Annotated in this window: 23 protein-coding genes; 6 read left to right on the forward strand and 17 right to left on the reverse strand. The window is 71.4% G+C overall.

The window, feature by feature from the left end; translation table 11 throughout:
• Window positions 1-38: 38 nt before the first annotated feature.
• The 9 genes from AB0L75_RS04955 to AB0L75_RS04995 all read right to left on the reverse strand — a co-directional run bounded on the left by AB0L75_RS04955 (window position 39) and on the right by AB0L75_RS04995 (window position 8,847).
• Window positions 39-452 carry a DUF3151 domain-containing protein gene (locus AB0L75_RS04955; protein ID WP_365175400.1) on the reverse strand — a complete coding sequence of 138 codons (414 nt, stop codon included), beginning with the start codon at window positions 450-452 and terminating at the stop codon, window positions 39-41.
• Between the two features lie 495 nt (window positions 453-947).
• Window positions 948-2,402 (reverse strand): MFS transporter, encoded by a 1,455-nt coding sequence (locus tag AB0L75_RS04960; RefSeq protein WP_365175402.1) that lies wholly within the window; start codon window positions 2,400-2,402, stop codon window positions 948-950.
• Between the two features lie 100 nt (window positions 2,403-2,502).
• A complete protein-coding gene (gene fbaA / locus AB0L75_RS04965) occupies window positions 2,503-3,525 on the reverse strand; it encodes a class II fructose-bisphosphate aldolase (protein WP_365175404.1) in 1,023 nt (340 codons plus the stop codon).
• 145 nt (window positions 3,526-3,670) lie between these two features.
• Window positions 3,671-4,219 (reverse strand): orotate phosphoribosyltransferase, encoded by a 549-nt coding sequence (gene pyrE / locus AB0L75_RS04970; RefSeq protein ID WP_365175406.1) that lies wholly within the window; start codon window positions 4,217-4,219, stop codon window positions 3,671-3,673.
• 10 nt (window positions 4,220-4,229) lie between these two features.
• A complete protein-coding gene (locus tag AB0L75_RS04975; protein WP_365175408.1) occupies window positions 4,230-5,036 on the reverse strand; it encodes an aldose 1-epimerase in 807 nt (268 codons plus the stop codon).
• Between the two features lie 50 nt (window positions 5,037-5,086).
• Window positions 5,087-5,857, reverse strand: a complete 771-nt coding sequence (locus AB0L75_RS04980; RefSeq protein WP_365175410.1) for an SRPBCC domain-containing protein — start codon at window positions 5,855-5,857, stop codon at window positions 5,087-5,089.
• A 54-nt stretch (window positions 5,858-5,911) separates the two neighbouring features.
• The gene (locus AB0L75_RS04985) at window positions 5,912-7,549 is read right to left on the reverse strand and encodes a polyamine aminopropyltransferase (RefSeq protein WP_365175412.1); all 1,638 of its coding nucleotides are present in this window, start codon (window positions 7,547-7,549) and stop codon (window positions 5,912-5,914) included.
• A 79-nt stretch (window positions 7,550-7,628) separates the two neighbouring features.
• The gene (locus tag AB0L75_RS04990; protein WP_365175414.1) at window positions 7,629-8,171 is read right to left on the reverse strand and encodes a DUF2617 family protein; all 543 of its coding nucleotides are present in this window, start codon (window positions 8,169-8,171) and stop codon (window positions 7,629-7,631) included.
• Window positions 8,172-8,490: 319 nt separating this feature from the next.
• Entirely contained in the window at window positions 8,491-8,847 is a 357-nt protein-coding gene (locus AB0L75_RS04995; protein WP_365175416.1) for a hypothetical protein, read from the reverse strand.
• Between the two features lie 117 nt (window positions 8,848-8,964).
• Between AB0L75_RS04995 and AB0L75_RS05000 the strand changes: the two genes are divergently transcribed.
• On the forward strand, window positions 8,965-10,158 hold the full coding sequence (locus AB0L75_RS05000; protein WP_365175418.1) for a pyridoxal phosphate-dependent aminotransferase: 1,194 nt from the start codon (window positions 8,965-8,967) through the stop codon (window positions 10,156-10,158).
• Window positions 10,159-10,334: 176 nt separating this feature from the next.
• On the forward strand, window positions 10,335-11,462 hold the full coding sequence (locus AB0L75_RS05005) for a hypothetical protein (RefSeq protein ID WP_365176460.1): 1,128 nt from the start codon (window positions 10,335-10,337) through the stop codon (window positions 11,460-11,462).
• 3 nt (window positions 11,463-11,465) lie between these two features.
• On the opposite strand, the gene AB0L75_RS05010 is transcribed toward AB0L75_RS05005, so the two are convergent.
• Window positions 11,466-12,014: a YbjN domain-containing protein gene (locus AB0L75_RS05010; protein ID WP_365175420.1), complete on the reverse strand. Its 549-nt coding sequence runs from the start codon at window positions 12,012-12,014 to the stop codon at window positions 11,466-11,468.
• Window positions 12,015-12,162: 148 nt separating this feature from the next.
• Here AB0L75_RS05010 and AB0L75_RS05015 point away from each other — a divergent pair, with 148 nt between their 5' ends.
• Entirely contained in the window at window positions 12,163-12,318 is a 156-nt protein-coding gene (locus AB0L75_RS05015; RefSeq protein ID WP_365175422.1) for a hypothetical protein, read from the forward strand.
• 49 nt (window positions 12,319-12,367) lie between these two features.
• Here the strand turns inward: AB0L75_RS05015 and clpB are convergent, their stop codons facing one another.
• Complete coding sequence (gene clpB, locus AB0L75_RS05020; RefSeq protein WP_365175424.1) at window positions 12,368-14,965, reverse strand: ATP-dependent chaperone ClpB; 2,598 nt, start codon at window positions 14,963-14,965, stop codon at window positions 12,368-12,370.
• A 117-nt stretch (window positions 14,966-15,082) separates the two neighbouring features.
• Here clpB and AB0L75_RS05025 point away from each other — a divergent pair, with 117 nt between their 5' ends.
• Complete coding sequence (locus AB0L75_RS05025) at window positions 15,083-15,475, forward strand: TIGR03618 family F420-dependent PPOX class oxidoreductase (RefSeq protein WP_365175426.1); 393 nt, start codon at window positions 15,083-15,085, stop codon at window positions 15,473-15,475.
• A gap of 138 nt (window positions 15,476-15,613) precedes the next feature.
• Here AB0L75_RS05025 and AB0L75_RS05030 read toward each other — a convergent pair whose 3' ends face one another.
• Together AB0L75_RS05030 and AB0L75_RS05035 are read right to left on the reverse strand one after the other, a co-directional pair.
• On the reverse strand, window positions 15,614-15,949 hold the full coding sequence (locus AB0L75_RS05030) for a hypothetical protein (RefSeq protein WP_365175428.1): 336 nt from the start codon (window positions 15,947-15,949) through the stop codon (window positions 15,614-15,616).
• Window positions 15,946-16,176 (reverse strand): hypothetical protein, encoded by a 231-nt coding sequence (locus AB0L75_RS05035; RefSeq protein ID WP_365175430.1) that lies wholly within the window; start codon window positions 16,174-16,176, stop codon window positions 15,946-15,948. Before AB0L75_RS05035 ends, AB0L75_RS05030 begins: the two co-directional genes overlap by 4 nt.
• A 110-nt stretch (window positions 16,177-16,286) precedes the next feature.
• On the opposite strand from AB0L75_RS05035, the gene AB0L75_RS05040 reads away from it, so the two are divergent.
• Window positions 16,287-17,291, forward strand: coding sequence for a helix-turn-helix transcriptional regulator (locus AB0L75_RS05040; protein ID WP_365175432.1), 1,005 nt, complete (start codon window positions 16,287-16,289; stop codon window positions 17,289-17,291).
• A 49-nt stretch (window positions 17,292-17,340) separates the two neighbouring features.
• Window positions 17,341-18,324 carry a helix-turn-helix transcriptional regulator gene (locus AB0L75_RS05045; RefSeq protein ID WP_365175434.1) on the forward strand — a complete coding sequence of 328 codons (984 nt, stop codon included), beginning with the start codon at window positions 17,341-17,343 and terminating at the stop codon, window positions 18,322-18,324.
• Here AB0L75_RS05045 and AB0L75_RS05050 read toward each other — a convergent pair.
• From AB0L75_RS05050 to AB0L75_RS05065, 4 genes are all read right to left on the reverse strand, one after another.
• Entirely contained in the window at window positions 18,287-19,333 is a 1,047-nt protein-coding gene (locus AB0L75_RS05050; protein WP_365175436.1) for a LuxR C-terminal-related transcriptional regulator, read from the reverse strand. The two genes, AB0L75_RS05045 and AB0L75_RS05050, sit on opposite strands and share 38 nt — an antisense overlap.
• A 295-nt stretch (window positions 19,334-19,628) precedes the next feature.
• Entirely contained in the window at window positions 19,629-20,735 is a 1,107-nt protein-coding gene (locus tag AB0L75_RS05055; protein WP_365175438.1) for a substrate-binding domain-containing protein, read from the reverse strand.
• A 272-nt stretch (window positions 20,736-21,007) separates the two neighbouring features.
• Window positions 21,008-22,738, reverse strand: coding sequence for a TraM recognition domain-containing protein (locus tag AB0L75_RS05060; protein WP_365175440.1), 1,731 nt, complete (start codon window positions 22,736-22,738; stop codon window positions 21,008-21,010).
• A 55-nt stretch (window positions 22,739-22,793) separates the two neighbouring features.
• The gene (locus AB0L75_RS05065) at window positions 22,794-24,857 is read right to left on the reverse strand and encodes a peptidoglycan DD-metalloendopeptidase family protein (protein WP_365175442.1); all 2,064 of its coding nucleotides are present in this window, start codon (window positions 24,855-24,857) and stop codon (window positions 22,794-22,796) included.
• Between the last annotated feature and the right edge of the window lie 2 nt (window positions 24,858-24,859).

Raw genomic sequence — 24,859 nt, forward strand, 5'->3', positions numbered from 1 at the left:
CGTTGCCAGACGGGCCACACCGACCCCTCCGGGGAGGGTCAGCCGAGGGTCTGGGCCGCCGTCGGGGAGGAGTCCCGCAGGAACTGCGTGCAGCGCTCGTACTCCTCCTGCTCGCCGATCACCTGCGCGGCGCGGGCGAGGGCGTGCAGGGCGCGCAGGAAGCCGCGGTTCGGCTCGTGCTCCCAGGGGACCGGGCCGTGGCCCTTCCAGCCGCTTCGGCGCAGGGCGTCCAGGCCGCGGTGGTAGCCCGTACGGGCATAGGCGTACGACTCCACGACCGCGCCGCGCTCGAACGCCTCGTCGGCCAGCTGGGCCCAGGCGAGGGAGGAGGTCGGGTACTTGGCGGCGACGTCCGCGGGGGCGGTGCCGTTCGCGAGGAGTTCGCGGGGCTCCGGGTCGTCGGGGAGGTGGGTCGGGGGCGGGCCGCCGAGGAGGTTCTCGTGAATCGTCATGGGGTCCAGTCTGGCTCACTCGGCGCCGCGCTGTGCCGGTGCCGTGTGCGGGCGGGCCGGTACTGGTCGGCGCCGGTGCGCCGGGCGCCGGCACCGAGAGGGGTGGCGCTGTGAAGCCGACGGCGCCGCAACTCCCCAGGGCCGCGGGGAACCACGCGACCAGCCACGACGCACCCGCAGACGAAAGCCGCCCCAGGCCCCTATCGCAGTCCGGAGCCGGGCGGCGCACCAGAGCGAAGGCCAGAACCGAGCCCAGAGGCGCGGGAAACCGCGCGACCAGCCACAACCCACCCGCAGACGAAAGCCGCCCCAAGCCCCTACCGCCCCCGCCCCTCCAACGGCGGAGCCGTCACGCTGCCATGAGTGCGGCACTCCGGGTGGCGGCAATCCGGAGCCGGGCGGCGCACCAGAGCGAAGGCCAGAACCGAGCCCAGAGGCGCGGGAAACCGCGCGACCAGCCACAACCCACCCGCAGACGAAAGCCGCCCCAAGCCCCTACCGCCCCCGCCCCTCCAACGGCGGAGCCGTCACGCTGCCATGAGTGCGGCACTCCGGGTGGCGGCAATCCGGAGCCGGGCGGCGCACCAGAGCGAAGGCCAGAACCGAGCCCAGCAGCAGCGTCACCGCGCACAGGGGCATCGCCCTGTCGAACGCCGCGTCGAAGGCCGACGCGGAGCGGTACGCCTCCGGGCCCATCCTCGCCAGCAGCGGCAGGGCCGCGACCGCGATCAGGCTCGCCGCCCGGGCCGCCGCGTTGTTGATGCCGCTGGCCAGGCCCGCCCGGGCGGTGTCCACCGAGGCCAGGACCGTGGCCGTGAGCGGGGCGACCAGGGTGACCATGCCGGCGCCCATGACCAGCATTGCCGGCAGCACGTCGGTGAGATAGTCGGCGCCCTTGCCCACCCGCAGCATCAGGAGCATCGCCGCCGCGCACAGCAGCGGGCCGACGGTCAGCGGCAGGCGCGGGCCCGTACGGTCGGCGAGGGCTCCGGAGCGGGCGGAGAAGAGCAGCATCAGGGCCGTGGTCGGCAGCAACGCCGTACCGGCCGCCAGGGGCGAGTAGCCCGCCACCACCTGGAGCTGCAGCGCGGTGAGGAAGAAGAAGCCGCCGAACGCCGCGTACACGCACAGGGTGACCAGGTTGACGGCCGTGAACTGGCGCGAGGCGAAGATGTCCGGCGGGAGCATGGGGTCCGGGCGGTGCCGTTCCACCCGTACGAAGGCCACCGCCGCAGCCAGCCCGGCCGCCGCGCTCAGCGCCACCGCCAGCGAGCCCTCCCTCGCCTCGATCAGCGCGTACGTCAGCAGGGCCAGCGCCAGGGCGCCCAGCGTCGCGCCGAGGATGTCGAAGCGGGCGCGCTCACCACCTCCCCCGGACGATTCCGGGACGTGCCGCAGCGCCACCGGTACGCACAGCAGCGCCAGCGGGACGTTCAGCAGGAACACCCAGCGCCAGCCGGGGCCGGCCACCAGCCAGCCGCCCAGGAACGGGCCGACCGCCGCGCCGATCCCGCCGAAGCCGGACCACAGTCCGACCGCCCGGCCCCGGTCGTCGGGATGGAAGGAGGCCTGGATCAGCGCGAGCGACCCGGGGGTCAGCAGGGCGCCGCCGATGCCCTGCAACGCCCGCGCGGCGATGAGGATCCCCGGACTCGGCGCCATACCGCACAGCAGGGACGCCGCCGCGAACCACACCACACCCAGCACGAAGATCTTCCGGCGGCCGTAGTGGTCGCCCAGCGAGCCGCCCAGCAGGATCAGACCGGCCAGCGTGACCATGTACGCGTTGACCGTCCACTGCAGCGCGGTGAGGCTCGCGCCCAGGTCGCGGCCGATGCGCGGCAGCGCCACATTGACGACGGTCGAGTCCAGCAGGGCCATGGTGGAGCCGAGGACCGTGGTGAGCAGGATCCACCTGCCCTGGGGCGAGGACAGCCGGACATCGGGCATGCCCTCAGGTATACAGCCGAAATCCCCGGCGTACAGCCGCAGGGGAAACGCGGTGGGCCCGGTGCCATGACGGTCACCGGGCCCACCGAACAGGTGCGGGTTACTTGATCTTGTTGCCCGCCGAGCGCAGGTTCTTCGTGGCCTCGACGACACGCGCGGCCATCGACGCCTCGGCCAGCTTGCCCCAGGTGCGCGGGTCGTAGGCCTTCTTGTCGCCGACCTCGCCGTCGACCTTCAGAACGCCGTCGTAGTTCTGGAACATGTGGGCGGCGACGGGACGGGTGAAGGCGTACTGGGTGTCCGTGTCCAGGTTCATCTTCACGACGCCGTTCTCCAGCGCGGTCAGGATCTCCTGCTCGGTGGAACCGGAGCCGCCGTGGAAGACGAAGTCGAAGGGGGACGCCTTGCCGAACTTCGCGGCGACGCCGTCGTTCAGCTCCTTCAGCAGCTCGGGGCGGAGCACGACGTTGCCCGGCTTGTACACGCCGTGGACGTTGCCGAAGGAGGCGGCCAGCAGGTAGCGGCCCTTCTCGCCCAGGCCGAGGGCCTCGGCGGTGCGGATCGCGTCGTCGACCGTGGTGTACAGGGAGTCGTTGATCTCGTGGGAGACGCCGTCCTCCTCGCCACCGGTCGGGGTGATCTCCACCTCGAGGATGATGTTGGCGCGGCGGGCCTGCTCCAGCAGCTCCTGCGCGATGGCCAGGTTGTCGGCCAGGGTCTCGGCGGAGCCGTCCCACATGTGCGACTGGAAGAGCGGGTTGTGGCCCGCCTTCACGCGCTCCTCGGAGATCGCGAGCAGGGGACGTACATACCCGTCGAGCTTGTCCTTCGGGCAGTGGTCCGTGTGCAGCGCGATGTTGACCGGGTACTTCTCGGCGACGATGTGCGCGAACTCGGCGAGCGCGACCGCGCCGCTCACCATGTCCTTGCTGTACTGGCCGCCCAGGAACTCGGCGCCACCCGTGGAGATCTGGACGATGCCGTCGCTCTCGGCCTCCGCGAAGCCGCGCAGGGCGGCGTGCAGGGTCTGGGTCGAGGTGACGTTGATGGCCGGGTAGGCGAACTTGCCTGCCTTCGCCCGGTCGAGCATCTCGTTGTAGACCTCGGGGGTTGCGATGGGCATCTGTCCGCTCCTTGGGTGTGCGGGTTGGCGTTCTGCGTACTACGGCCCTGACCTAGACCTGGGATACGACGTCATCGTCGGCCCCATCTTCGCAGACCTGACCTGATGGTCGGCGCTCCGGTCAAGTCCAGGTCAAAGGGGCGCGTCAGTCCAGACCCAGTTCATCCTTCGAGAAGGCGAAACGGTACGGAACGCCCGCGCCGGCCTCGATCTTCTCGGCGGCACCGGTGGCCCGGTCCACGATGGTCGCGACGGCGACGACCTCGGCACCGGCCTCCCGCACGGCCTCAACGGCGGTGAGCGGGGAGCCGCCGGTGGTGGAGGTGTCCTCGACGACCAGCACACGCCGGCCCGTGATGTCCGGGCCCTCCACCCGCCGCTGCAGGCCGTGCGCCTTCGCCGCCTTGCGTACGACGAACGCGTCCAGCTTCTTCCCGCGCGCGGCGGCGGCGTGCAGCATGGCGGCCGCGACCGGGTCGGCACCCATGGTCAGGCCGCCGACCGCGTCGAACTCCAGGTCGGCCGTCAGGTCCAGGAGCACCTGGCCGACCAGCGGGGCGGCCTCGCCGTCGAGGGTGATGCGGCGCAGGTCGACGTAGTAGTCGGCCTCCAGACCCGAGGAGAGGGTCACCTTGCCGTGCACCACGGCCTTGTCCTTGATCTGCTGCAGCAGCGCGCCGCGTACGTCCGTCATGACGTCCAGCTTAAAGGCGCCGCCAGCTCCAGGTCGTCGTCGCCTCCAGCGGCTCCAGCGGCGTGACCAGGCGGGGAAGGGTGTTCAGGCCGTTGGGCGGGCCGGTCTGCGGCTCGACGCACACGGCCTCGGCCTGCTCGTCGTAGACGACCACCCACTCCTCGCGGCTGGTCACCTTCAGCTCCAGCTGCTCCGGCCAGGTGAGGGTGACGTCGACGCCGTCGGGCATGCCGAAGCAGTCGTCCCAGGGGCCGGGCTTCGGGTCGATCCGGTTGCCGGTCGGCAGATGGTCGTCCCCGCGCTCCTCCTGCCAGCCGGGCGTGAAGTCGAGCGTGACGTCGGCGCCGACCGCACCGTCCTCGCCCGCGAGGGTCCGGTTGAACCACGGGTGCCAGCCGATCTGCGCCGGGAAGGAGTCGTCGCGCGCCTCCACCGACATCGTCAGCGTCAGGCTGTCCTCGGTGAGCGTGACGACCTGGGTAACACGGCCGGCGTGCGGCCAGGGCTCGACCAGGTCGTACGTGATCACCGCCTCGTGCTCCGCGACGCGCGCGACGCGCCAGGCGCCGTCGCGGGCGGTGCCGTGGATGGCGTGCGGCGGGGAGTTGAGCGGCATCTGGCGCAGGGCGCCGCCGTCGAGGAAGCGGCCCTCCTTGATACGGCCGCACCAGGGGACCATGGGGAAGCAGCCGAAGCGGTGCCCTTGCCTCAGCAGTTCGAGGGGACCGACCTTGAGGCCGCTGATACGGCCGCCGTCGGCGGGGCTGACGCGTACCTCAGCATTGCCTGCTGTCAGCGTGATGTCTTCGTTACTCACGGGAAGACAGTACTGGGGGAACAGGTTCGGCAGCGGGCGGCCGCCGGCCCTCAACGTCTCTTGCGCAGTGCCCGTCCCACCACGATCGCCGACGCCAGAGCCACTGCCGCTGCCGGGGCCGCCCAGCGCAGAACCGGGTTTCCGGCGACGGTCTGGGGGGCCGGGACGGGGGCGTAGCGGCCGCGGGGCGGGGCGTGGTCGACCTCCTCGGCGCTGCGGCCGATCATCGTGCGGCGCGCGTGCGCGGCCTCGGCGGGGGGCTCGCCGGTGTCGGCGAAGTCCTCCGAGAGGCGGTCGGCCGCGGGGTCCAAGGACGGCGGGGGCACCTCGGTGTCGAAGACGGAGGCGTGCCCGGCCTCGGGCTCCTGCTCCGGCTCTTCCTGGAGCGTCGGCCGCTCTTCCTGGAGCGTCGCCAGGCTCTCCACGAACCGGCTCAGCAGGCGGGTCGCCGCCGCGCGCACCGCGTCCGGCGGCAGCTCGGCGATACGGCCGTCCGCGTCCGCCGTGCCCTCGGCCGTGACCGTCGTACCGCCCTCGGTCTCCACGAGGCGCAGCGTGAGGGCGAGCTTGACGGCGCCGGTGCCGCGGGCCTCGGTGGCGTCGCCCTCGACGGCGTACGTACCGTCCTCGCGGGCGACCACCCGTGCCGTGCCCCGGTAGGTGACGGAGTGTCCGCCGACGCGCAGTTTCAGGCGTCCGGCGACGGGTTCGGCACCGGCGTCCTGTTGCAGACCGGGGACCGCGCGGGCGACGCGCGCGGGGTCGGCGAGGGCGTCCTTGAGCGGTTCGGGCGGAACCGGGACGAAGACCTGGTGCTCCATGTCCGCTGAGCCTACCCAGGTGTGACCGGAAAGTACCCCCGCCGAAGCGGCTCGTCAGTAGCGGGGATGCACCAGCGTGGACGCCGGCAGCCCGCCGATCCGTGTCCGCCGCGCCGCCCTGCCGTCCGCCGTCAGTTCGGCCTGCGTCAGGGTGCGCGGGTGCCAGGGACCCAGCCTCAGGGACGGCGGGGTGGCCCCGGGCGCCGCCAGCAGGAACCCCCAGTCGTGTGGGGGGCCGGACGTGCCCGCCGAGCGGTCGGGGCCGGCCGGGAAGCCGGAGTCGTGGCCGAGGACCCGGTAGGGGGAGCCGGCGAGGCCCGCCGCGCGCAGGGTCGCGGCGACCGTCCAGAAGACGCCGGGGCGGGTGGTGACGGACCCGGCGTGCACGACGAGCCGGCCGCCCGGGGCGAGGACGCGGCGGGCCAGGCCGTAGAACTCCTGGGAGTACAGCTTGGTGCTGGCGGTGATGCCGGGATCGGGCAGGTCGGCGATCACGACGTCGTACGTCCGCCCCCGGGCCTGACGCAGCCAGCCGAGGGCGTCGGCCGTGGTGGTGTGGACGCGCGGGTCGTCGTAGGCGTGGCCGTTGACGGCGGCGAGGCCGGGGTCGTGGCGGGCCAGGCGGACCAGGCCGGCGTCGAGTTCGACGATGTCGAGGCGGCGCACCCCGGGCCGGCGCAGCACCTCGCGGGCGGCCAGGCCGTCGCCGCCGCCGAGGATCAGGACGTGTGCGTGCGGCCCGCCGGAGAGCGCGGGGTGGACGAGGGCCTCGTGGTAGAGGCGTTCGTCGCGGCCGCCGACGCGGAGCCGGCCGTCCAGGAAGAGGTCGAGGGGCTTGCCGTCGGTGCCGCCGGCGAGGACGACCTCCTGGACGTCGGTCTGTTCGGCGACCCGGACGTCCTTGCCGTAGACGGCGTGCCGGGCGGCGCGTTCGAAGTCGCCGGCGAGGACGGCGGCGGAGGCGAGGACGCCGAGGACGAGGAGGCCGCCGAGCAGCAGGGTCCAGCGGGCCCGGCGGGTCAGGTCGCGGCGGAAGAGGCCGAGCACCAGGGCGCCGCCCGCGACGACGTTGACCGTGCCGGTGAGCAGGGCGCCCGTCAACTGGCCCAGGAAGGGCAGGAGCAGGAAGGGGAAGGCGAGGCCGCCGACCAGCGCGCCCACGTAGTCCGCGGCGAACAGGTCGGCCACCGCGCCGCCCGCGTCCTGGTGGCGGATGCGCTGGATCAGCTCCATCAGCAGCGGGACTTCGGCGCCGATGAGCAGGCCGATGGCGAGGGAGAAGGCGACCAGCAGGCAGCGCGGGCCCTCGGCCCACATCCCGCCCCAGCCGCCGGTCCAGGCGAAGACGGCGTAGAGCGCCATCGCACTGCACCCGCCGATCAGGGCGAGGACGGTCTCGATCGCGCCGAAGCCGGCGGCCGCGTGCCAGCGCAGCCGCTTGGCGCCGAGTGAGCCGATGCCCATCGCGAACACCATCACGGACAGCACGACGGAGGCCTGGGTGACCGAGTCGCCTATCAAGTACGAGGCGAACGCGACCAGTTCGAGTTCGTACACGAGTCCGCAGGCCGCGCAGACGAAGACGCACACGAGAACCAGGAACCGCCCGGTGCCGGGCCGGACGGGCAGCCGGGCGGGGCCTGTCCAGGAGGGCGGGGCGCCCGGGGGCGCGGGGGCGTGCGGTTCGATCACGCTGCGACGTTACGTCACATGCTCGGTACGCTTCGTCACCCACACGTGTGGAAGTGGGGGCAGTTGACACGGCAGGGGTTTATGTCGGCGCGGTGTGCTCAGCGGGCTGCGCCAGCCGCACCCGTGCCCCGACCCGGGTGCGGGTGGCCACCAACTGCCCGTCCTGCGGGTAGGCGTGCCAGGTGCGCCAGTGCACCTGGCCCTCGTGGCGCTGGGCCAGCATCGCGGTGAAGGCGTGCGGGCTGCCGGGGAAGACGCCCGCGAGTCCGTGCGGATGGTCGGAGACGAGGGCCAGCAACTCCTGGGCGCGGCCCGCGAACGAGCCGGGGGTGAGCACCTCGACGCGCGCGGCGAACTCGTACTCCCAGTCGCCGACCCGTTTGGCGACGCCCAGGGGCAGCGGGGTGCTGGAGCCGGGGATGCATGCGACCGTCTCCGAGCAACTGCCCTGCTCCTCCTCCAGCAGCACCTGGTGGGATGCGCCGAGCAGTCTCAACTGGAGCTTGGCTCCCATGAGTTCCAGGTCGAGGGTGGCCAGGGCGGGCAGCGGCTCGCGTCCCAGGGCCCAGGCGAGGTCGGCAGCCCGCGTATCGGTGTAGGAGGTGTTCAGGGTCGTGAGCATGGATCGGCTCCGCTAACACGCGATGAGGGGGGAGATCGGCCATGTCAGCCCAGCCGGCTCGGCCGGGGCGGGAGTCTGAGGACGTCCGAGGGGCTGCGTTGGCGATTTAGAGGGAATCATGAACAGAGGCGCCCCCACAGCGTTTTTACCCAACTTCGTGGGGTTTCCATCCCTCAGAGGGCTCCACAGTTCAACTGTTCAACCATGGCGTGCGCCTGGCGTGGGTTCCGCAGGGCGAGCGCCCGCCGGCTGCCTTCGTCCGGCGGGCGCCCAGGTGCGGCCCGGATGCGGTTCCCCCGACCAGCTCAGCTGCCCCGTGTCAGCTGCCTCCCCCGCATCCGCCCCCGCCGCCGCACGACGAACCCCCGCCGCAGGACGAGCCACCACAGGACGAACCGCCGCAGGAGGAGTGGCCTCCGCCGCAGGAGTGCCCACCATGGTGACCGCCGTGGTGCCCGCCCGACGAACCGGAGTCGGCCGTGCCCGCCCACCAGCTGCCGCTGCCGTCGTACGACGAGGACGAGGACGAGGACGACGACGAGCGGGACGACCTGGACCGGCCGCGGCCGCCCTTGGCGAGCGACACCGTGCGCTGCCGGTTCCCCCGCCGGCCCGCCAGCGCCGTGAGGATCACGACCGCGGCCACGATCAGGACGAAGATGATGCCGGCGTCCATGGCGTCACCCTCCTTCCCTTCCCCCGAAGCGGCCCCCCGTGGACCGCGGTGACCAGGGAATGCCCGGCCTCCGGAGACTCAAAGCAGAGTTGAGGAACTCCAGAGCTTGGGCGCAGGATGGCCGCCATGACCTCCAGCGCACGTCCTCACCTCAATCGCCGGCTCGCCGAGTTCGGGACGACGATCTTCGCCGAGATGTCCGCGCTCGCCGTGGCGACCGGCTCGATCAACCTCGGCCAGGGCTTTCCCGACACCGACGGCCCCGAGGAGGTGCGGGAGGCGGCGGTGCGGGCGCTGCGCGAGGGCCGCGGCAACCAGTACCCGCCGGGCCCGGGCATCCCGGAGCTGCGCACCGCGATCGCCGCGCACCAGCTGCGCCGCTACGGGCTGTCGTACGACCCCGACACCGAGGTTCTGGTCACGGCGGGCGCGACGGAGGCGATCGCGGCCTCGCTGCTGGCACTGGTGGAGCCGGGTGACGAGGTGGTGGCCCTGGAGCCGTACTACGACTCCTACGCGGCGAGCATCGCGATGGCGGGCGGCACCCGGGTACCGGTGACCCTGCGGCCGCACTTCGGCGAGGGGGCCGGCTTCCGGCTGGACCTGGACGAGCTGCGCGCGGCCGTCACCGACCGCACCCGGCTGCTGCTGATCAACACCCCGCACAACCCGACCGGTACGGTCCTCACGCGCGCGGAGCTGGCCGCGATCGCCGAGCTGGCGGTGGAGCGGGACCTGCTGGTGGTCACGGACGAGGTCTACGAGCACCTGGTCTTCGACGACGCCGAGCACCTGCCGCTCGCCTCCTTCCCCGGGATGCGCGAGCGCACGGTGACGATCGGCTCGGCCGGCAAGACGTTCTCCTTCACCGGCTGGAAGGTCGGCTGGGTCACGGCCGCGCCGGAGCTGGTCAGCGCGGTCCGCGCGGTGAAGCAGTTCCTGACGTACGTCTCCTCGGGCCCCTTCCAGTACGCGGTGGCGGAGGCGCTCGCGCTGCCCGACTCCTACTTCGCCGGGTTCCGCCGGTCCATGCTGGACCGCCGCGACATCCTGGCCCAGGGGCTGGCGGAGGCGGGCTTCGAGGTCTTCCGGCCGGCCGGCACCTACTTCATCACCACCGACATCCGCCCCCTGGGCGAGAAGGACGGCTTCGCCTTCTGCCGCGCCCTGCCGGAGCGGGCCGGCGTGGTGGCCATCCCCAACGCCGTCTTCTACGACGACCGGGAGGCGGGAGCGCCGTTCGTACGGTTCGCCTTCTGCAAGCGCGAGGAGGTCCTGCGGGAGGCGGCGGAGCGACTGCGGGCGCTGTAAGCGCCCTGGGGCGCGACCAGCCGCACCCCACCCGCAGACGGGTGACGGCGGACACCACACCGGCGCTTCACCGTGCGGCCGAACCACACCGTCACGCAGGGTGCGAAGCTGTGACCCACGCCAGCACCGCCCTCGCCCAGCCCGTAGCCGCGCCGAAGCCAGCGCCGCGCGACCGTATCGGGCCGTCCCTGGTGCGCGCGTACGGGGTCGCCGTGGGCCTCTTCCTCGGCGCCCGGCTCGCCGGGGCGGCCGTGCTCGCCCTCGTCGCGCACGGCGCCGGCAGACACCCGCTGACGCTGCTCGCCCGGTCCTGGGACTCGGTCTGGTACCTGGGCATCGCCGCGCACGGCTACGGCCATGACCTGCCCTCGCACGAGCCGGGCCCGCACAGCGACCTGGCGTTCTTCCCGCTGTACCCGGCGCTGGTGCGGGCGGTGGCCGGGCTGAGCCCGCTCGGCGCGGCCACGGCCGGGCTCTTGATCTCGTGGACCGCGGCCGCCGCGGCCGCCGCCGGGATCCACGCGGTCGGCTCCCGGCTGCACGGGCGGGCCACCGGTATCGCGCTGGTGCTGCTGTGGGCGCTGCTGCCGCACTCGGTGGTGCTGTCGATGGCGTACACCGAGCCGGTGCTGACCGCGTTCGCGGCCTGGTCGCTGTACGCGGTGCTGGCCGGGAACTGGCTGTGGGCGGGGATCCTCTCCGCGCTCGCGGGGCTGGCCCGGCCCAACGGGTTCGCGGTCGCCGCCGGGGTGCTGGCCGCGGCCGGAGCCGAGGTGTGGCGGCGGCGCGGAAAGGTTTCCCACAGGCTGTGGACGGGCGCGGCGCTCGCTCCGCTGGGCTGGACGGCGTATGTGCTCTGGGTGGGCCGGCGCAAGAGCGATCTGCTGGGCGGCTACTTCGAGGTGCAGCGGCTGTGGGGGTCGAAGTTCGACTTCGGGCGGGGTTCGCTGGAGTACGTGCGCGCCATGCTGCTGCACGGCAGCCGGTTCGTGGTCCCGATGGCGCTGGCCCTGGTGGCGGTGGGGGCGCTGCTGTACGCGGTGCTGCTGCTGGACCGCGCTCCGCTGCCCCTGCTCGTGTACAGCGGGGTGCTGCTGCTGATCGCGCTCGGCGGGTCGGGGTTCTTCGAGTCCAAGCCGCGGTTCCTGCTGCCTGCGTTCCCGCTGCTGCTGCCGCTCGCCCGGGGGCTGGTGCGCACAGCGAGAACCCGGCCCTGGCACACGACCGTGCTGGTCGCGGCCCTGGCCGGGCTCAGCTATCTCTACGGCGCCTACCTGGTGGTGTACGCCGAGGCTCCGCTGTAGGGCCTATTCGGCGCCGCCCTCGGACCCGCCGTCGTCCTCGGGCTCGTCCGCCTCGTTGACGTCCTCTTCCAGGCCGAGCTGCTCGACCAGCCACTTGTCGAACTCGATCGCGGCCCGCACCCAGCTGACCGTCGAGGAGACGAAGTGGTTGATGTCGACGCCCGTGCCGATCAGCATCTGGGCCTCGCCGATCAGCCGGACGGTGCCGTCGTCGTGGGTGTGGGTGTACACCTTGGGCCACAGGGTGCGGCGGTTCCAGTCGTCGATGGACTCCAGCAGCTGCGGTTTCTCGTCGATCTGGTGGGGGCGGTCGTAGAAGGTCCGCACCGAGAAGACCGCCTGTTCGGCCTCCCCGCGGAACATGAAGTACGTGCGGAACTGCTCCCACGGCGCCGCGAGGTCACCCTCCTCGTCGACGACGTACTTCAGCTCCATCTGGTCGAGGAGCTGCTTCACGAGGTCCTGATCCGGGAGGACGGGGCCGGCCGGTCCCTGGGGCTGCGGTTCGGGCTGGCCCCCGAAGTTCGGAATCGAGGACGGGTCGATGCTCACCGTGAATTTCCCTTCGTGCGGATTCCGCCATCCTCCCTCATCCGGGGAGGGGGGGTGCAAGCCCCGACGGGCCTGTCCGCCCTCGGCTGACCCGATCCGGTCATCGGGCGGTGACGGTGTCATGACGAACGGGCGCCATGATCCCGTCATGCGCATGAGAAGAGAAGTGCGATGGCTGCTGTGGGGGCTGTGGGGGGCGTGCCTGGTGTTCTCCGTGTGGTTCATCGTGGTGGTGGCCCTGTTCCTCAGCCAGGACATGCCCTTCGACTGCTGGATGGAGAGCTGCGCTCCGCCCGGCCGGTGAGGTGCGCCGGCCGGGCGGAGCGCTTGTCACGGCGTCCGGCCCGACGCCGTCACAGCGTCTTGCCCGTCGCCGGGCCCACCAGCAGGCCCTCGCCGAAGCGGTCGACGCGGACCGTGTCGCCGTCCTTGACCTCGCCGGACAGGATCTCCCTGGCGAGCCGGTCGCCGATGGCGGTCTGGACGAGGCGGCGCAGCGGGCGGGCGCCGTAGGCCGGGTCGTTGCCCTCCTCGGCCAGCCAGGCCAGCGCCTCGGGAGTGACGTCCAGGGTGAGCCGGCGCTCGGCGAGCCGTCGGCCCAGCAGGTCGAGCTGGAGCTGTGCGATCCGCTCCAGCTCGGTCTTGCTCAGTGCCGAGAAGACCACCAGGTCGTCGAGCCGGTTGAGGAACTCCGGCTTGAACGAGACCCGGACCACCTCCAGGACCTGTTCCCTCTTCTGAGTCTCACTGGTGACCGGGTCGACCAGGAACTGGCTGCCCAGGTTGGAGGTGAGCACCAGGATGGTGTTGCGGAAGTCGACCGTGCGGCCCTGACCGTCCGTCAGGCGGCCGTCGTCCAGCACCTGGAGGAGGATGTCGAAGACCTCGGGGTGGGCCTTCTCCACCTCGTCCAGCAGGACGACGGTGTACGGGCGGCGGCGCACCGCCTCGGTCAGCTGGCCGCCCTCCTCGTAGCCGACGTACCCGGGAGGCGCGCCGATCAGCCGGGCCACGCTGTGCTTCTCGCTGTACTCCGACATGTCGATGCGGACCATGGCCCGCTCGTCGTCGAAGAGGAAGTCGGCGAGCGCCTTGGCGAGTTCGGTCTTGCCGACGCCGGTCGGGCCGAGGAAGAGGAAGGATCCGGTGGGCCGGTCGGGGTCGGCGATACCGGCGCGGGAGCGTCGTACGGCATCGCTCACGGCCCGTACGGCCTCGGTCTGGCCGATGAGGCGCCGGCCCAGCTCGTCCTCCATCCGCAGCAGCTTCTGCGTCTCGCCCTCCAGCAGACGGCCGGCCGGGATGCCGGTCCAGGCCGCGACGACGTCGGCGATGTCGTCGGAGCCGACCTCGTCCTTGACCATCGTGTCCTTGGCGGCCTCCTCCTCGGCCTCGGAGGCGGCCTCCAGCTCCTTCTCCAGCGTGGGGATCTCGCCGTACAGCAGCTTGGCCGCGCGGTCGAAGTCGCCGTCGCGCTGGGCGCGTTCGGCCTGGCCGCGCAGGTCGTCCAGCTTCTCCTTCAGCTCGCCGACCCGGTTGAGGGACTGCTTCTCCTTCTCCCAGCGGGCGGTCAGGCCCCGCAGCTCCTCCTCCTTGTCGGCGAGGTCGCGGCGCAGCTTCTCCAGCCGGGCGAGGGAGGCCGGGTCGGTCTCCTTGCCGATCGCCAGCTCCTCCATCCTCAACCGGTCGACGGCGCGCTGGAGTTCGTCGATCTCGACCGGGGACGAGTCGATCTCCATGCGCAGCCGGGAGGCCGCCTCGTCGACCAGGTCGATGGCCTTGTCGGGCAGGAAGCGGGAGGTGATGTACCGGTCGGAGAGGGTGGCGGCGGCCACCAGCGCGCTGTCGGCGATCTGCACCTTGTGGTGGGCCTCGTAACGGCCCTTCAGACCGCGCAGGATCGCGATGGTGTCCTCGACGCTCGGCTCGGCGACCAGCACCTGCTGGAAGCGGCGCTCCAGGGCCGGGTCCTTCTCGATCCGCTCCCGGTACTCGTCCAGCGTGGTGGCGCCGACCATGCGCAGCTCACCGCGGGCGAGCATGGGCTTGAGCATGTTGCCCGCGTCCATGGCGGAGTCCCCGCCGGCCCCCGCCCCCACGACGGTGTGCAGCTCGTCGATGAAGGTGATGATCTGCCCGTCGGAGTCCTTGATCTCGGCGAGCACGGCCTTCAGCCGCTCCTCGAACTCACCGCGGTACTTGGCGCCGGCGACCATCGCGCCGAGGTCGAGCGCGACCAGCCGCTTGTCCTTCAGCGACTCGGGCACGTCACCCTTGACGATCCGCTGGGCGAGCCCCTCGACGACGGCGGTCTTGCCGACGCCGGGCTCACCGATGAGCACGGGGTTGTTCTTGGTCCGGCGGCTCAGCACCTGGACGACCCGCCGGATCTCCTGGTCCCGCCCGATGACCGGATCCAGCCGGCCCTCGCGGGCGGCGGCGGTGAAGTCGGTGCCGAACTTCTCCAGGGCCTTGTACTGGCCCTCGGGATCGGCGGTGGTCACGCGGCGTCCTCCCCTGGCCTTCTTGAAGGCCTCCAGCAGCTTCTTCGGGTCCGCGCCCTGCCGGGTGAGCAGCTCGCCCGCGGCGCCGCCCTTCGCGGCGATGCCGATCAGCAGATGCTCGGTCGACAGATAGTCGTCACCGAGGTCCCCGGCGCGCTCGCCGGCGTCGGCGAGCACGGCCAGCAGCTCACGATTGGGCTGCGGCGGCGCCACGGTGGATCCGGTCACGCTGGGCAGGGCGGCCAGGATCTTCTCGGCGCCCGCGCGTACGGCCGCCTGGTCCGCTTCCACGGCCACGAGCAGGTCGGTGATGTTCTCGTTGTCCTGCCCCTGAAGCAGAGCCAGCAGCAGGTGGGCAGGGGTCAGGTCCGCGTGCCCCTCGGTCACGGCCCGGTTGCCGGCCGCCTTGATCGCGTCCCGGCTCCTGTTGGTCAGCTCGGCGTCCACGTCGTCCGTTCTCCTTCTCGGCCACACTCTCCACTGCTGACTTGACCAGCGTACACAAAGTTGAGTCTATTCCGCTCAAGGTAGGCGGGAAGCCTTGGGACGACTAGGTTGCGGGGCATGCCGATCCACTCTGAGCAGTACCTCGCGTTCTGGCGGGAACGACATCTGTGCACCCTGACGACCCTGCGACCCGACGGCAGCCCGCATGTGGTGCCGGTGGGGGTGACGTACGACGCGGAGGCCGGGCTGGCCCGGGTGATCACCAACAAGTCGAGCGCGAAGGTCGGGCATGTGCTCGCGGCCGGGCCCGAGGGCGCGCGGGTCGCGGTGTGCCAGGTGGACGGCCGGCGCTGGGCGACGCTGGAGGGGCGGGCGCGGATACGGACGGAGAGCGAACGGGTCGCGGAGGCGGAACGGCGCTACGCCGAGCGGTACACCCGGGTGCCGTCGCCGAATCCGGCGCGCGTGGTGATCGAGATCGAGGTGGAGCGGACGCTGGGACATGGGTGAACTGTTTCAGCCACCGTGGCAGCGGACGCACAGCGGAAGATGTCCCCGCAAACTGCAGCGGCGTCACCGTGTTCAGGTCACGGTGACGCCGCTGCGGGGGGAAGCACCTGAGCGATCTTTTACGACGGGGGAATCGCGTCAGGCACTGCGGGGGGTGGCCGAGATGGTCCTCACGTCCTGGTCCGTCGGCCCGGCAAGCCGATGGTCCCGCTGGTCGAGGTTCACAAAGATCATTCCGTATCGGATGGCACAGCGGACCGGCTGGGGCGCGCCACGCGGCTTGCGCAGGCACCGGTACGCCCGCACGTCCTCGTCCTCGTCCCGCGTCACGACGACCGGCTCACCGAAGACGGTCACCATCAGCGAGTCACCGCTGTGGGGGATGGCGGTGACCAGGTCGATGAAGTGCCAGCCGGAGCGGTAGGCCGTGGCCATCTCACGCCGGAAGGAGCGGTCGTCGGGTGGAGTGGTCATGACTGCACGATCCAGCTGCTGTCCTTCGGGGCGACCCATGAACTGTCACCCGGGACATCGGACGCCGCGATCACCCAACTGCTGTCACCGGAACCGGCGGCAGCCACGCGCCAGCTGCTGTCCTGCGCGACATCACTCTTCGTCCCCGCGTGGCCGGTCAGCGCCCCGAAGGCCAGTGCGGCGGAGAAGGCGGCGACAAGCGCCGAGCGAAGCATTCTCTTATGCATAGTCGGCTTCGTCCTCATTTGAAGGTCACCTCTCCCCCGTCCGAATACGACGATGGCCCATTCCGGCACGTCATGGCCACACAATCGATGCATCATGTTCCTGCACGTTCATGACCCTGGGGGGTGGAGATTTGGCAATAAACGAGATTAACCGGACACATCCCCACGGGCTGACCGACCTGTGCGAGGAGGGGCGCCGCCTTTACGGGAACGCTCTCCGGACGGGACGCCTAGCCCGTGCGGAGGTGGAACCCGCGCCCTGTTTGATGGAGTTCGCCCTCCTTCATCCCGACCCCGACGATCCGAACTGGCTGCGCCCGGTACCCCCCTCGATCGCCCTGGCCCAGCGGCTCAGCCCGATCGAGCAGGAGATCACCCAGCGACGGCGCCAGTCCATCGAACTGGCCGATGCTTTCGAGCCGTTCATGAGCATCAGTGCCCAGCCCACGGCGACGACGCACTCGATCACCGTGCTGGAGGGCCTCGACCGGATCAACGCGGCACTCGATCTGGCCACGGCCCAGTGCCAGACCGAGATGCTCACCGTGCAGCCGAGCCGCCGGCGCCTCGAACACACCCTCACCAAGGCGCTGGAGCGCGACCGGCCGTTGATCGAACGCGGCTGCCGTATCCGCACGCTCTACCAGCACCCGGCCCGCTACAGCCCGGAAACGCTCGCCTACGTCGCCCAGTTCACGGACGGCAAGGTGGAGTACCGCACCATCGACGAACTCGTCGAGCGGCTGATCGTCTGCGACGAGACCGTGGCCTTCATCCCGACGCGCGACGACGGGGAGATCGCCCTCGAACTCCGGCATCCGGGGCTCGTCCGCTATCTGGTCAAGGTCTTCGAGTTCATGTGGGCCCGCGCGGTCCCGCTGAGCGCGGGCGCCCCCTACGAGACCGCCCCCGACGGCATCACGGAGATCCAGCACTCCATCGCCAAGCTCCTGGTCGAAGGCCATGTCGACGAGGCGATCGCCCGGCGCCTCGGCATGAACGTCCGCACCTGCCGCGCCCATATCGCCAAGCTCGCGACCGCCCTGGGCAGCGGGAGCCGGGCCCAGCTCGGCTTCCTCATAGCGCAGTCGGGGATTCTCAAGCAGGAGCCGTGACGCCCGGCGGAACAGGAAGGTCACGTTGACGGCAGGGGGAGAGGGGACCGTGACGCACCGGGAGCACGGTGTCGAGGAGCTGTGCGCCGCCGGGCAGGAGGTGTACGAGCGCGCCCTGCGCGACGGGCGGATCCCCGTCGCCGACGCCGCCGACGTGCCGTGTCTGACCGACTTCGGCCTGCTCCACCCCGTCCTCGACGACCTCGGGCTGCTCGAACCGGTGGCACCCGCCGCGGCGCTGCACCGGCTGCTGCGCACCTCCGCGGCGCGGGTGGCCGAGGAACGGCGGCGCGAGGACCGGCTGGTGGCGTGGTTCGAGCCGCTGATGCGGGTCGACGTACGCCAGGCACCCGGCACCGGCACCTCGATGCTGCGCCTGCTCAGCGGCACCGAGCAGATCAACCGGGCCATCACCGACGCGATGGTGGACGCCACCGAGGAGTCCCTCACCATCCAGCCGCACTCCGGTCTCACCGGCCCGCGCGGCGAGGCGGCCCGCGACACCGCCTTCCCGCGCGACCGGGCCCTGCTGGACCGCGGCGGCCGTATCCGCGTCCTCTACCCGCACACACTGCGCCATGTGCCGCTCGTGTACGGGCCGCTGGAGCACTTCCGGCACGGCGACACCGAGGCCCGCAGCCTCGACGAGGTGCCGGACCGGCTCATCGTCATCGACCGCAAGGTCGCCTTCATCCCCGCCGCCGACGACGGCGCCCTCGCCCTGGAGGTCCGCCACCCGGCCCTGATCAAGTACTTCGTCACGACCTTCGACCGGCTCTGGCGGCTGGCCACGCCGATGTTCCCAGAGGCGGTGCAGCCCCCGTCAGTGGACGGCGTCACGCCCCGCCAGCGCGCCATCGCGGCCCTTCTGGTGGAGGGCCACACGGACGCCGTCATCGCCGACCGCCTCGGTATGAACGTCCGCACCGCCCGGCTGCACATCGCCAAACTCGCCGCCGCCCTCGGCAGCGACAGCCGCACCCAGCTGGGCTATCTCATCGCACGCTCGGGGATTCTTGATCGGGAGCCGTGAGCGCGGTGGCCGGCAGGGCGGAGCCGCGGTGGCCGTCCAGTCCGACCTGGGCGATCCGTACGCCCAGCTGGGTGCGGCTGGCCGCGCCCAGGGTCTCCGACAGGCGGGCGATATGGGCGCGGCAGGTGCGCACGCTGATGCCGAGCCGCTCGGCGATCACCGCGTCCTGGTGGCCCTCGGCGAGCAGCGCGGCGATGGACTGCTCGCGGTGCGAGATGCCCTCGATGCCGGTGTCGGGCAGGGGGGCGGTCAGCGGGATCGCGAGGCGCCAGAGCCGCTCGAAGACCGTCACCAGGTACTCCACGAGGGCCGGGTGGCGCAGTTCCAGGGCCATCGTGCGGTCGGCGTTGGCGGGGATGAAGGCCACCGTGCGGTCGAAGAGGATCAGCCGGTCGATCACCTCGTCCAGCGTCCTGGCCTCGACCGTGTCGCCCATCAGCTCCAGGTAGTTGAGCAGGCCCTGGCCGTGCCGGGCGACGTGCGTGTACAGGTCGCGCATGCGCACGCCCCGGCCGCGCAGGGCCAGCGCCCGGTGCAGCCCCTCGGTCAGCTCGGCCTCCCGGCGGATGCCGCCCGGCTGCACGGTGAGCACCTCGGTCGTGCACGCCTCGGTCGCCTCGTCCATCGCGGCCTGGATCCGGGAGAGCCCGTCCAGCACCCGGATCGCGCTGCCCTCGGCCGGTGCGGCCAGCGCGCCCAGCTGACGGCCGAGGCCCGCGTACCACTCGAAGGCGGCCACCGCCGAGCCCACCCGCCGCTGGCTCTCACTGACCTCGTCGTAGACCCCGCGCAGCAGCCTGGTCATGACCTCCTGCGGGGAGGTCGGCACCAGCCAGTCCATGTCGTCGGGGTCCGGGTGCAGCAGGGCCAGTTCCAGCAGGCAGGGCACCGCCTCGGCATCGGTGCGCGGCACCCGGCCGCGGCGTACGGCCCGTGAGTACACCCGGTCCCCGGCCGCGCACAGTCGGTCGGCGCCGTGTGGATGCTGCTCCGCCCCGCGCCCGGCCATCGTGCATTTCACCCCCGGTGTGCTGCCACTTCCGCAGCGCAACTATGCGCGGCGCCGACCGGGTCCGCAACACGGCTCACCCCAACAGGGCTGCCGCAAAACGCAGTTATATCCCTATTTGGGGCAGGCTCCACCCCTCGCATTGCAACAAGCTGATGGTGGTGGGGTGGACCATGCCACGGCATCGTTGACCCCACCTCCCCCGGGCGTCACAGGACACCCGGAGCGGGCCGCCGCATCGCGTCCACGGGGGTGACGCGATGCGGGCAGGCCCGCGGCGCAGGAGCCGAGGCGTCTACTTGAGGCCGATCGCCGCGCAGGCCGCCTTGTACTTGGCGGTGCAGATGTCACCCACGGTGTAGATGCCGTCCGCGACGACCGTGGACCTGATGTTGCTCTTGGTCAGGGCGATCGGCTGGATCAGCTTGGCCGGGATGGACTTGGTGGTGGGGCTGTCGACCTTGTCCTGGGTGAGCGCGTCGAACTGGATGTCCTTGCCCTGGACCTTGGCGACGGCCATCTGCGCGGCGGCCTCGGCCTCGTCCGGGTAGGCCTTGTAGACGCTCATGTACTGCTCACCGGCGACGATCCGCTGGACCGCGTCCAGTTCCGCGTCCTGGCCGGTGATCGGGGGCAGGCTGGTGACGCCCGCCGCCTTCAGGGCCTTGATCACGCCGCCCGCCATGCCGTCGTTGGCGGCGTAGACACCGGCGATGTTGCTCTTGCCGATCTCGCTGATGGCCTTGGTCATCTCGGTGTCGGCGAGTTCCGGCTTCCAGTCCGTGGTGTCGTACGACTCCGCGATCGTCACCTTGCCGTTCAGCTCGGAGAGCGCGCCCTCCTTGAACTGCTTGGCGTTGGGGTCGGTGGGCGAGCCGTTCACCATGACGATCTTGTCGGAGGTGTCGGTGCCGGACCCGAGGGCCTCCAGCAGGGTGCGGCCCTGCACCTCGCCGACCAGCTCGTTGTCGAAGGAGACGTAGGCGTCGATCGGGCCCTCGGCGAGGCGGTCGTAGGCGATGACCGGAATGCCCGCATCCTTGGCCTTCTGCACCTCGGCGGCGACGGAGTGCGAGTCGACGGCGTCGAGCAGGATGATGTCGACCTTCTCCTCGATCATCTGCTGCAGCTGCGAGGCCTGCTGGGAGGCGCTGGCGTTCGCGTTGGCGTACTCGACCTTCCCCTTCTTGCCCGTGAGCGCGGCGACCTTGTCCCGGATGATCGGGTAGTCGAACCTGTCGTACCGCGTGTTCGCCTTCTCCGGCAGCAGCAGCCCCACGGTGAGGTCGTCGCCCTTGCTCGGGCTCGCGTCCGCCCCACTCCCCGTCGCGCCCAGCACGCCGCAGCCGGCGAGCGAGAGGGTCATCGTGGATGCTGCCACGGATATGGCGATACGACGCATTCGAGGGCTCACTTCAGGTGCGTTCCGGACGTAGGGCTGCTATACGCCCCAGGTGTCTGAAAAGACAACGCGGGTGCCGCACCCGGCGTCAAGCGGAACTACTTAACGAGATGGCAACATCACCGTCCGCGCAGCCGGTGAAGGTACCGAAACACCACGCGAATTCACCTTCAAACGCCCTTTACGGACCCTTCACCGGCACGCTTCCGAACTCGTACGCACGACCGAACGTTCTCAGCCACCCGACGCGGGCGAGCACCGAGCCGCCCCCGTCACCGCGCCCCCGGGTCGTACTTGCGCAGGGACGTCTGGACCTCGGACGCGTAGGGGCCCTCCCACCACGGGATCGTCTCGACCAGCACCGGCTTGGTGCCGGAGGCGAGGACCAGGGCGCGGCCGGGCGGCATGGCCCCGAGGTCGGAGACCTGCAGGACGCGCTCGCGGCGCACGGACTCGCTGACCGTACGGGCGCCGGACCAGCCGCCCGCCTCCGCCTCGCGGCTGGTCTGGTACTCACGCAGCTCGAACTCGCCCGCCAGCTCGCTCAGGTCGCCCAGGAACCGGGTGTCGGAGACACCGCCGCCGTAGACGCGGACGTTCGCCGCGGACCACAGCTTCTCCATGCCGCGGTCGCCCCACACCTCGACGCCCTGCGCCCAGGACTGCAGGATCGTCATCAGGATGATGCCGCGCGAGCCGTAGTGCGAGTACAGATCGGGCAGGGCACGCCAGCGGCAGACGTTGGCGGCCTCGTCCAGGACACCGATCAGGGGCAGCGGGAGACGGCCGCCGCGCTGGGTGGTGGCGTACTCCTCGGCGGCCTCCACCACCGCCACCGTGAGCGCGGTCACCAGCGGGCCCGCGCTGTCGCGCCCCTCGCGGGACAGGGAGTACAGCGTGCCGCCGGTGCGCACGAAGGCATGCGGGTCGAACTCGGGCGCACGCGGGTCGCCGGGCGGTGTCACCCAGCGGTTGACCTCGGGGTTGATCAGGCAGGACGCCATCTGCTGGGCCACGCCGTAGATGCCGCTGCGCTGCTTGTCCGGTGCGGTGATGACGCCGTTCAGCCCGTCGGCGGCCATGACGTGCCCGGCACCGCGCAGGATCCGCTCCGGGGTGTCGTCCTTGGGGTTGGACAGCCAGGTGTAGATCTGGGTGATGGGCGCCTTCGCGCAGGCGGCGGCGAGCAGCAGGTTGGCCAGCAGGTCCTGGCCGGCCGGGTCGAAGAAGGCGTCGGTGGAGGCGTTCGCGTCCCGGGAGCCGGACGCGAAGTGGTCGGCCATCTTGCGGGCCTTGGCGACGTCGGTGACGTACGACAGCGGGTTCCACCACCAGCTCGGCGCCTCCGCCGCGACCTGCTGCGGGTCGAAGACCCAGACCGGGCCGCGGGCGGCACGCGGGCCGCGGGTGGCGTCCACGATGTCCCGTTTGTTAGAGGTGACAAGGACAGCACCCGGTCCGTCCAGGATCGCCGGGATCGCCCGCCGGGTGGTCTTGCCGGTGCGCGGCCCCCAGATGTCGACGTGCATGTCCTCGTACGAACCGAACAGCGGCTGGCGGCCCTTGACGGAACGGCCGATGAACACGCCCGGGACCTTCCCCTGCACACCGAGCCGCTCGGCCGTCGCCGCCGCGCCCTTCAGCGTGAGCTTGCCCAGCTCCTCGCCCTTGGCGAGATGCTGGGCGGCGCCGTCGACATCGGGCTTGTTCCGCCCGCGCTGGCGGACCCGGTACCCGGCCAGGCCGAGGACGCCGAGCAGGAGGGCCTCCCCGGCGGCGACCGCGCTGGCGGCCGAACCCGGCCAGCTGTAGTCGCCCTTGACCATGGCGACGAGGAAGGACAGCGGGTTGGACGGCGGCTCGGGCGCGTCCGTGAACCCGGCCCCCACCTTGGCGGCCAGCCAGGCGCCGCCGACGCCCAGCAGCACGAGCGCGATCAGGACGACGATCTCCGTCGTCCAGTCGTCGCCGGAGCGCGGCTTCTTCTGCTGTTCTGCGGTCACCCGCGGGATCCTTTCTGCGGGGCGAAGACGGAGAGGTCCCCGCCGGCCGGGACGCCTACGCTCCCTTTTGGTTTCCGTTGCCGTTGCTCTCCACCGGGTCGGTGCCCTTCGGGATCGGCACCCGGTACACGCCGGTGATCTTGTCCTGGACGTCCCAGGTGCTGAACTCGACCGTCTTGCCCGGCCGCGGAGCGTGGAGGATCTTGTGGCCCTTGGGGTCCCAGACCAGGCCGACATGTCCCGAGCGGCCGTCGCCCTCGGGCCGGAAGAAGATCACGTCACCGGGCTGGGCCTGCGCCAGCGGCACCTCGTACTTGCTGAGGTACGGCTGCTGGTCGTAGGTGGTCGAACCGATGTCGATCTTCCCGCCGCTCGCCATGTAGTACGCCCACTCGGTGAAGCTGGAGCAGTCGAAGCTGGTCGGGTTCTGGCCCTGCAGACGCGGGGCGCCGTACACGTACGGCACGCCGATGCCGCGCTGGGCCCAGCCGAGGACGGCCCGGACGACCGGGTCGTCGGAGTCCGGGATGACACCGGAGGCGCCGGCGCCGTCGGGGGGGACGTTCGCGCCGCCGCCGTTCTCGGCGCAGTTGGCGTACTGGCCATCACGCCCCTGGTCGCCGGAACCGGAATCGGAACCGGGGACCGTGCCGTAGTCCGGGTTGGCGGTGACCCGGCCCTTCATCCACTCCACCGGGTCGACCATGCCCGGCCCTTGGTCCTGGCCCGCGACGAACGGGTTGTCGACCCCGGGGACGCGGACCTCCCAGTGCAGATGGGGACCGGTGACATTGCCGGTGGCGCCGACCGTGCCGATCAGGTCGCCGCGCTTGACGCTCTGGCCCATGGACACCTTGATCGTGGTCTGGTGGGCGTAGAGCGTGATGACACCGTCGGCGTGCTCCAGCTCGGTCATGTTGCCGTAGGCGCCGCCGGGGCCGGCGTGCACGACCTTGCCGTCGGCCGGGGCGTAGATCGGCGTGCCGGGGGACGCCACCAGGTCCTGGCCGGTGTGGTAGCCGAGGCTCCACATGCTGCCGTTCTGGTGGTACGGGGTGCCGAGCGTGTACGTGCCCTGCTTCATCGGCCACTCCCAGTCCTTGCCGCCGGTGACCGGCTGGGCGAGGGGCATGGTGTACGCGGCCGGGGCCAGGGCGGACTGGGTCGTGTCGCCGCCGCCGGGCAGGGCCGGGGTGGACCAGGAACGCGGGGCGGAGGCCTTGATGTTCAGCGCCGTGCCCGGCTGGGCGTCGTTGCCGACCGGCTCGGGGATGTCCGACTGCTGGCCGAGAGTGGGGAAGGACGGGTTCTTGTCGATGGTGTCCTTCAGGTGCGCGTACCAGCGTTTGATGAGGTCCTGGTCGCCGGTGAGCACGCCGCGATAGCGGGCGGCCTCGGTGAGGACGACCCGCGGGTAGATGGTGTTGGAGGCGGTCGAGCCCGAGTAGCCGAGGAGCGCCTTCCACGGCTCGGTCTCGGCGTGCAGGGCGTGCAGGTAGTTGGCGGTGCCCCAGGCGGCGTCGTCGACGTTGTACAGGTCCTTCTTGCCGTCGCCGTTGCCGTCGGCGCCGTACTCGCTCCAGGCGGGATCACCGAACTGGAGGATGCCCATGTAGCCGGCCGAGTTGGCGCCGCCCGGTGCCGCCGAGGGGTCCTGGCCGTACTTGGTCTCCTGGTACATCTGACCGGCGATGAGCGTCCAGTCGAGGCCGTCGTAGCGGGCGGCGGCGCGCATGGCCGCCAGGATCATCTTCGGGGGTATCTCGTTACGGGCCGTCTCGCTCGGCATGTACATCTTGCCGGCCGGCATGATCGGGTTGGTGGCGGCCGCGTCACCGGTGTTGCCGGCGTTGGCGTTGTCCTTGTAGTCGCCGCAGGCGGCGGCCGCCGCTCCCATGCCGCCGGTGAGCAGGGCCAGAAGCATCATCATCGCCAGGAGGATGCCGCCTATGACGAACAGACCACCGCCGCCGCCGATGAGCAGCAACAGCTTCTTCGAATCCTTGCCGTTGCCCTTGCCGCCGCCTTTGCCGCCGGATGCCGCCTGCCGGGCCCGCTGGGCTTGCCGGGCGACCTTCGCGGCCTTCTGCGCCGCCGCCAGTACGGCGGGTGCCACCATGC

Source organism: Streptomyces sp. NPDC052101 (assembly GCF_040680235.1).
In the GTDB taxonomy this organism is placed as follows: Bacteria; Actinomycetota; Actinomycetes; order Streptomycetales; family Streptomycetaceae; genus Streptomyces.

Bases quoted from the DNA above. Each gene is read 5' to 3' on its own strand.
- AB0L75_RS04990 (WP_365175414.1), bottom strand. From the start codon at position 8,171: ATGCTCACGACCCTGAACACCTCCTACACCGATACGCGGGCTGCCGAC.
- AB0L75_RS05040 (WP_365175432.1), top strand. From the start codon at position 16,287: ATGACCCTGGGGGGTGGAGATTTGGCAATAAACGAGATTAACCGGACA.
- AB0L75_RS05055 (WP_365175438.1), bottom strand. From the start codon at position 20,735: ATGCGTCGTATCGCCATATCCGTGGCAGCATCCACGATGACCCTCTCG.
- AB0L75_RS05050 (WP_365175436.1), bottom strand. From the start codon at position 19,333: ATGGCCGGGCGCGGGGCGGAGCAGCATCCACACGGCGCCGACCGACTG.
- AB0L75_RS05000 (WP_365175418.1), top strand. From the start codon at position 8,965: ATGGCCGCCATGACCTCCAGCGCACGTCCTCACCTCAATCGCCGGCTC.
- AB0L75_RS05025 (WP_365175426.1), top strand. From the start codon at position 15,083: ATGCCGATCCACTCTGAGCAGTACCTCGCGTTCTGGCGGGAACGACAT.
- AB0L75_RS04960 (WP_365175402.1), bottom strand. From the start codon at position 2,402: ATGCCCGATGTCCGGCTGTCCTCGCCCCAGGGCAGGTGGATCCTGCTC.
- AB0L75_RS05030 (WP_365175428.1), bottom strand. From the start codon at position 15,949: ATGACCACTCCACCCGACGACCGCTCCTTCCGGCGTGAGATGGCCACG.
- AB0L75_RS04980 (WP_365175410.1), bottom strand. From the start codon at position 5,857: ATGGAGCACCAGGTCTTCGTCCCGGTTCCGCCCGAACCGCTCAAGGAC.
- AB0L75_RS05035 (WP_365175430.1), bottom strand. From the start codon at position 16,176: ATGCATAAGAGAATGCTTCGCTCGGCGCTTGTCGCCGCCTTCTCCGCC.
- AB0L75_RS05065 (WP_365175442.1), bottom strand. From the start codon at position 24,857: ATGGTGGCACCCGCCGTACTGGCGGCGGCGCAGAAGGCCGCGAAGGTC.
- pyrE (WP_365175406.1), bottom strand. From the start codon at position 4,219: ATGACGGACGTACGCGGCGCGCTGCTGCAGCAGATCAAGGACAAGGCC.
- AB0L75_RS05015 (WP_365175422.1), top strand. From the start codon at position 12,163: ATGCGCATGAGAAGAGAAGTGCGATGGCTGCTGTGGGGGCTGTGGGGG.
- AB0L75_RS04995 (WP_365175416.1), bottom strand. From the start codon at position 8,847: ATGGACGCCGGCATCATCTTCGTCCTGATCGTGGCCGCGGTCGTGATC.
- fbaA (WP_365175404.1), bottom strand. From the start codon at position 3,525: ATGCCCATCGCAACCCCCGAGGTCTACAACGAGATGCTCGACCGGGCG.
- AB0L75_RS04955 (WP_365175400.1), bottom strand. From the start codon at position 452: ATGACGATTCACGAGAACCTCCTCGGCGGCCCGCCCCCGACCCACCTC.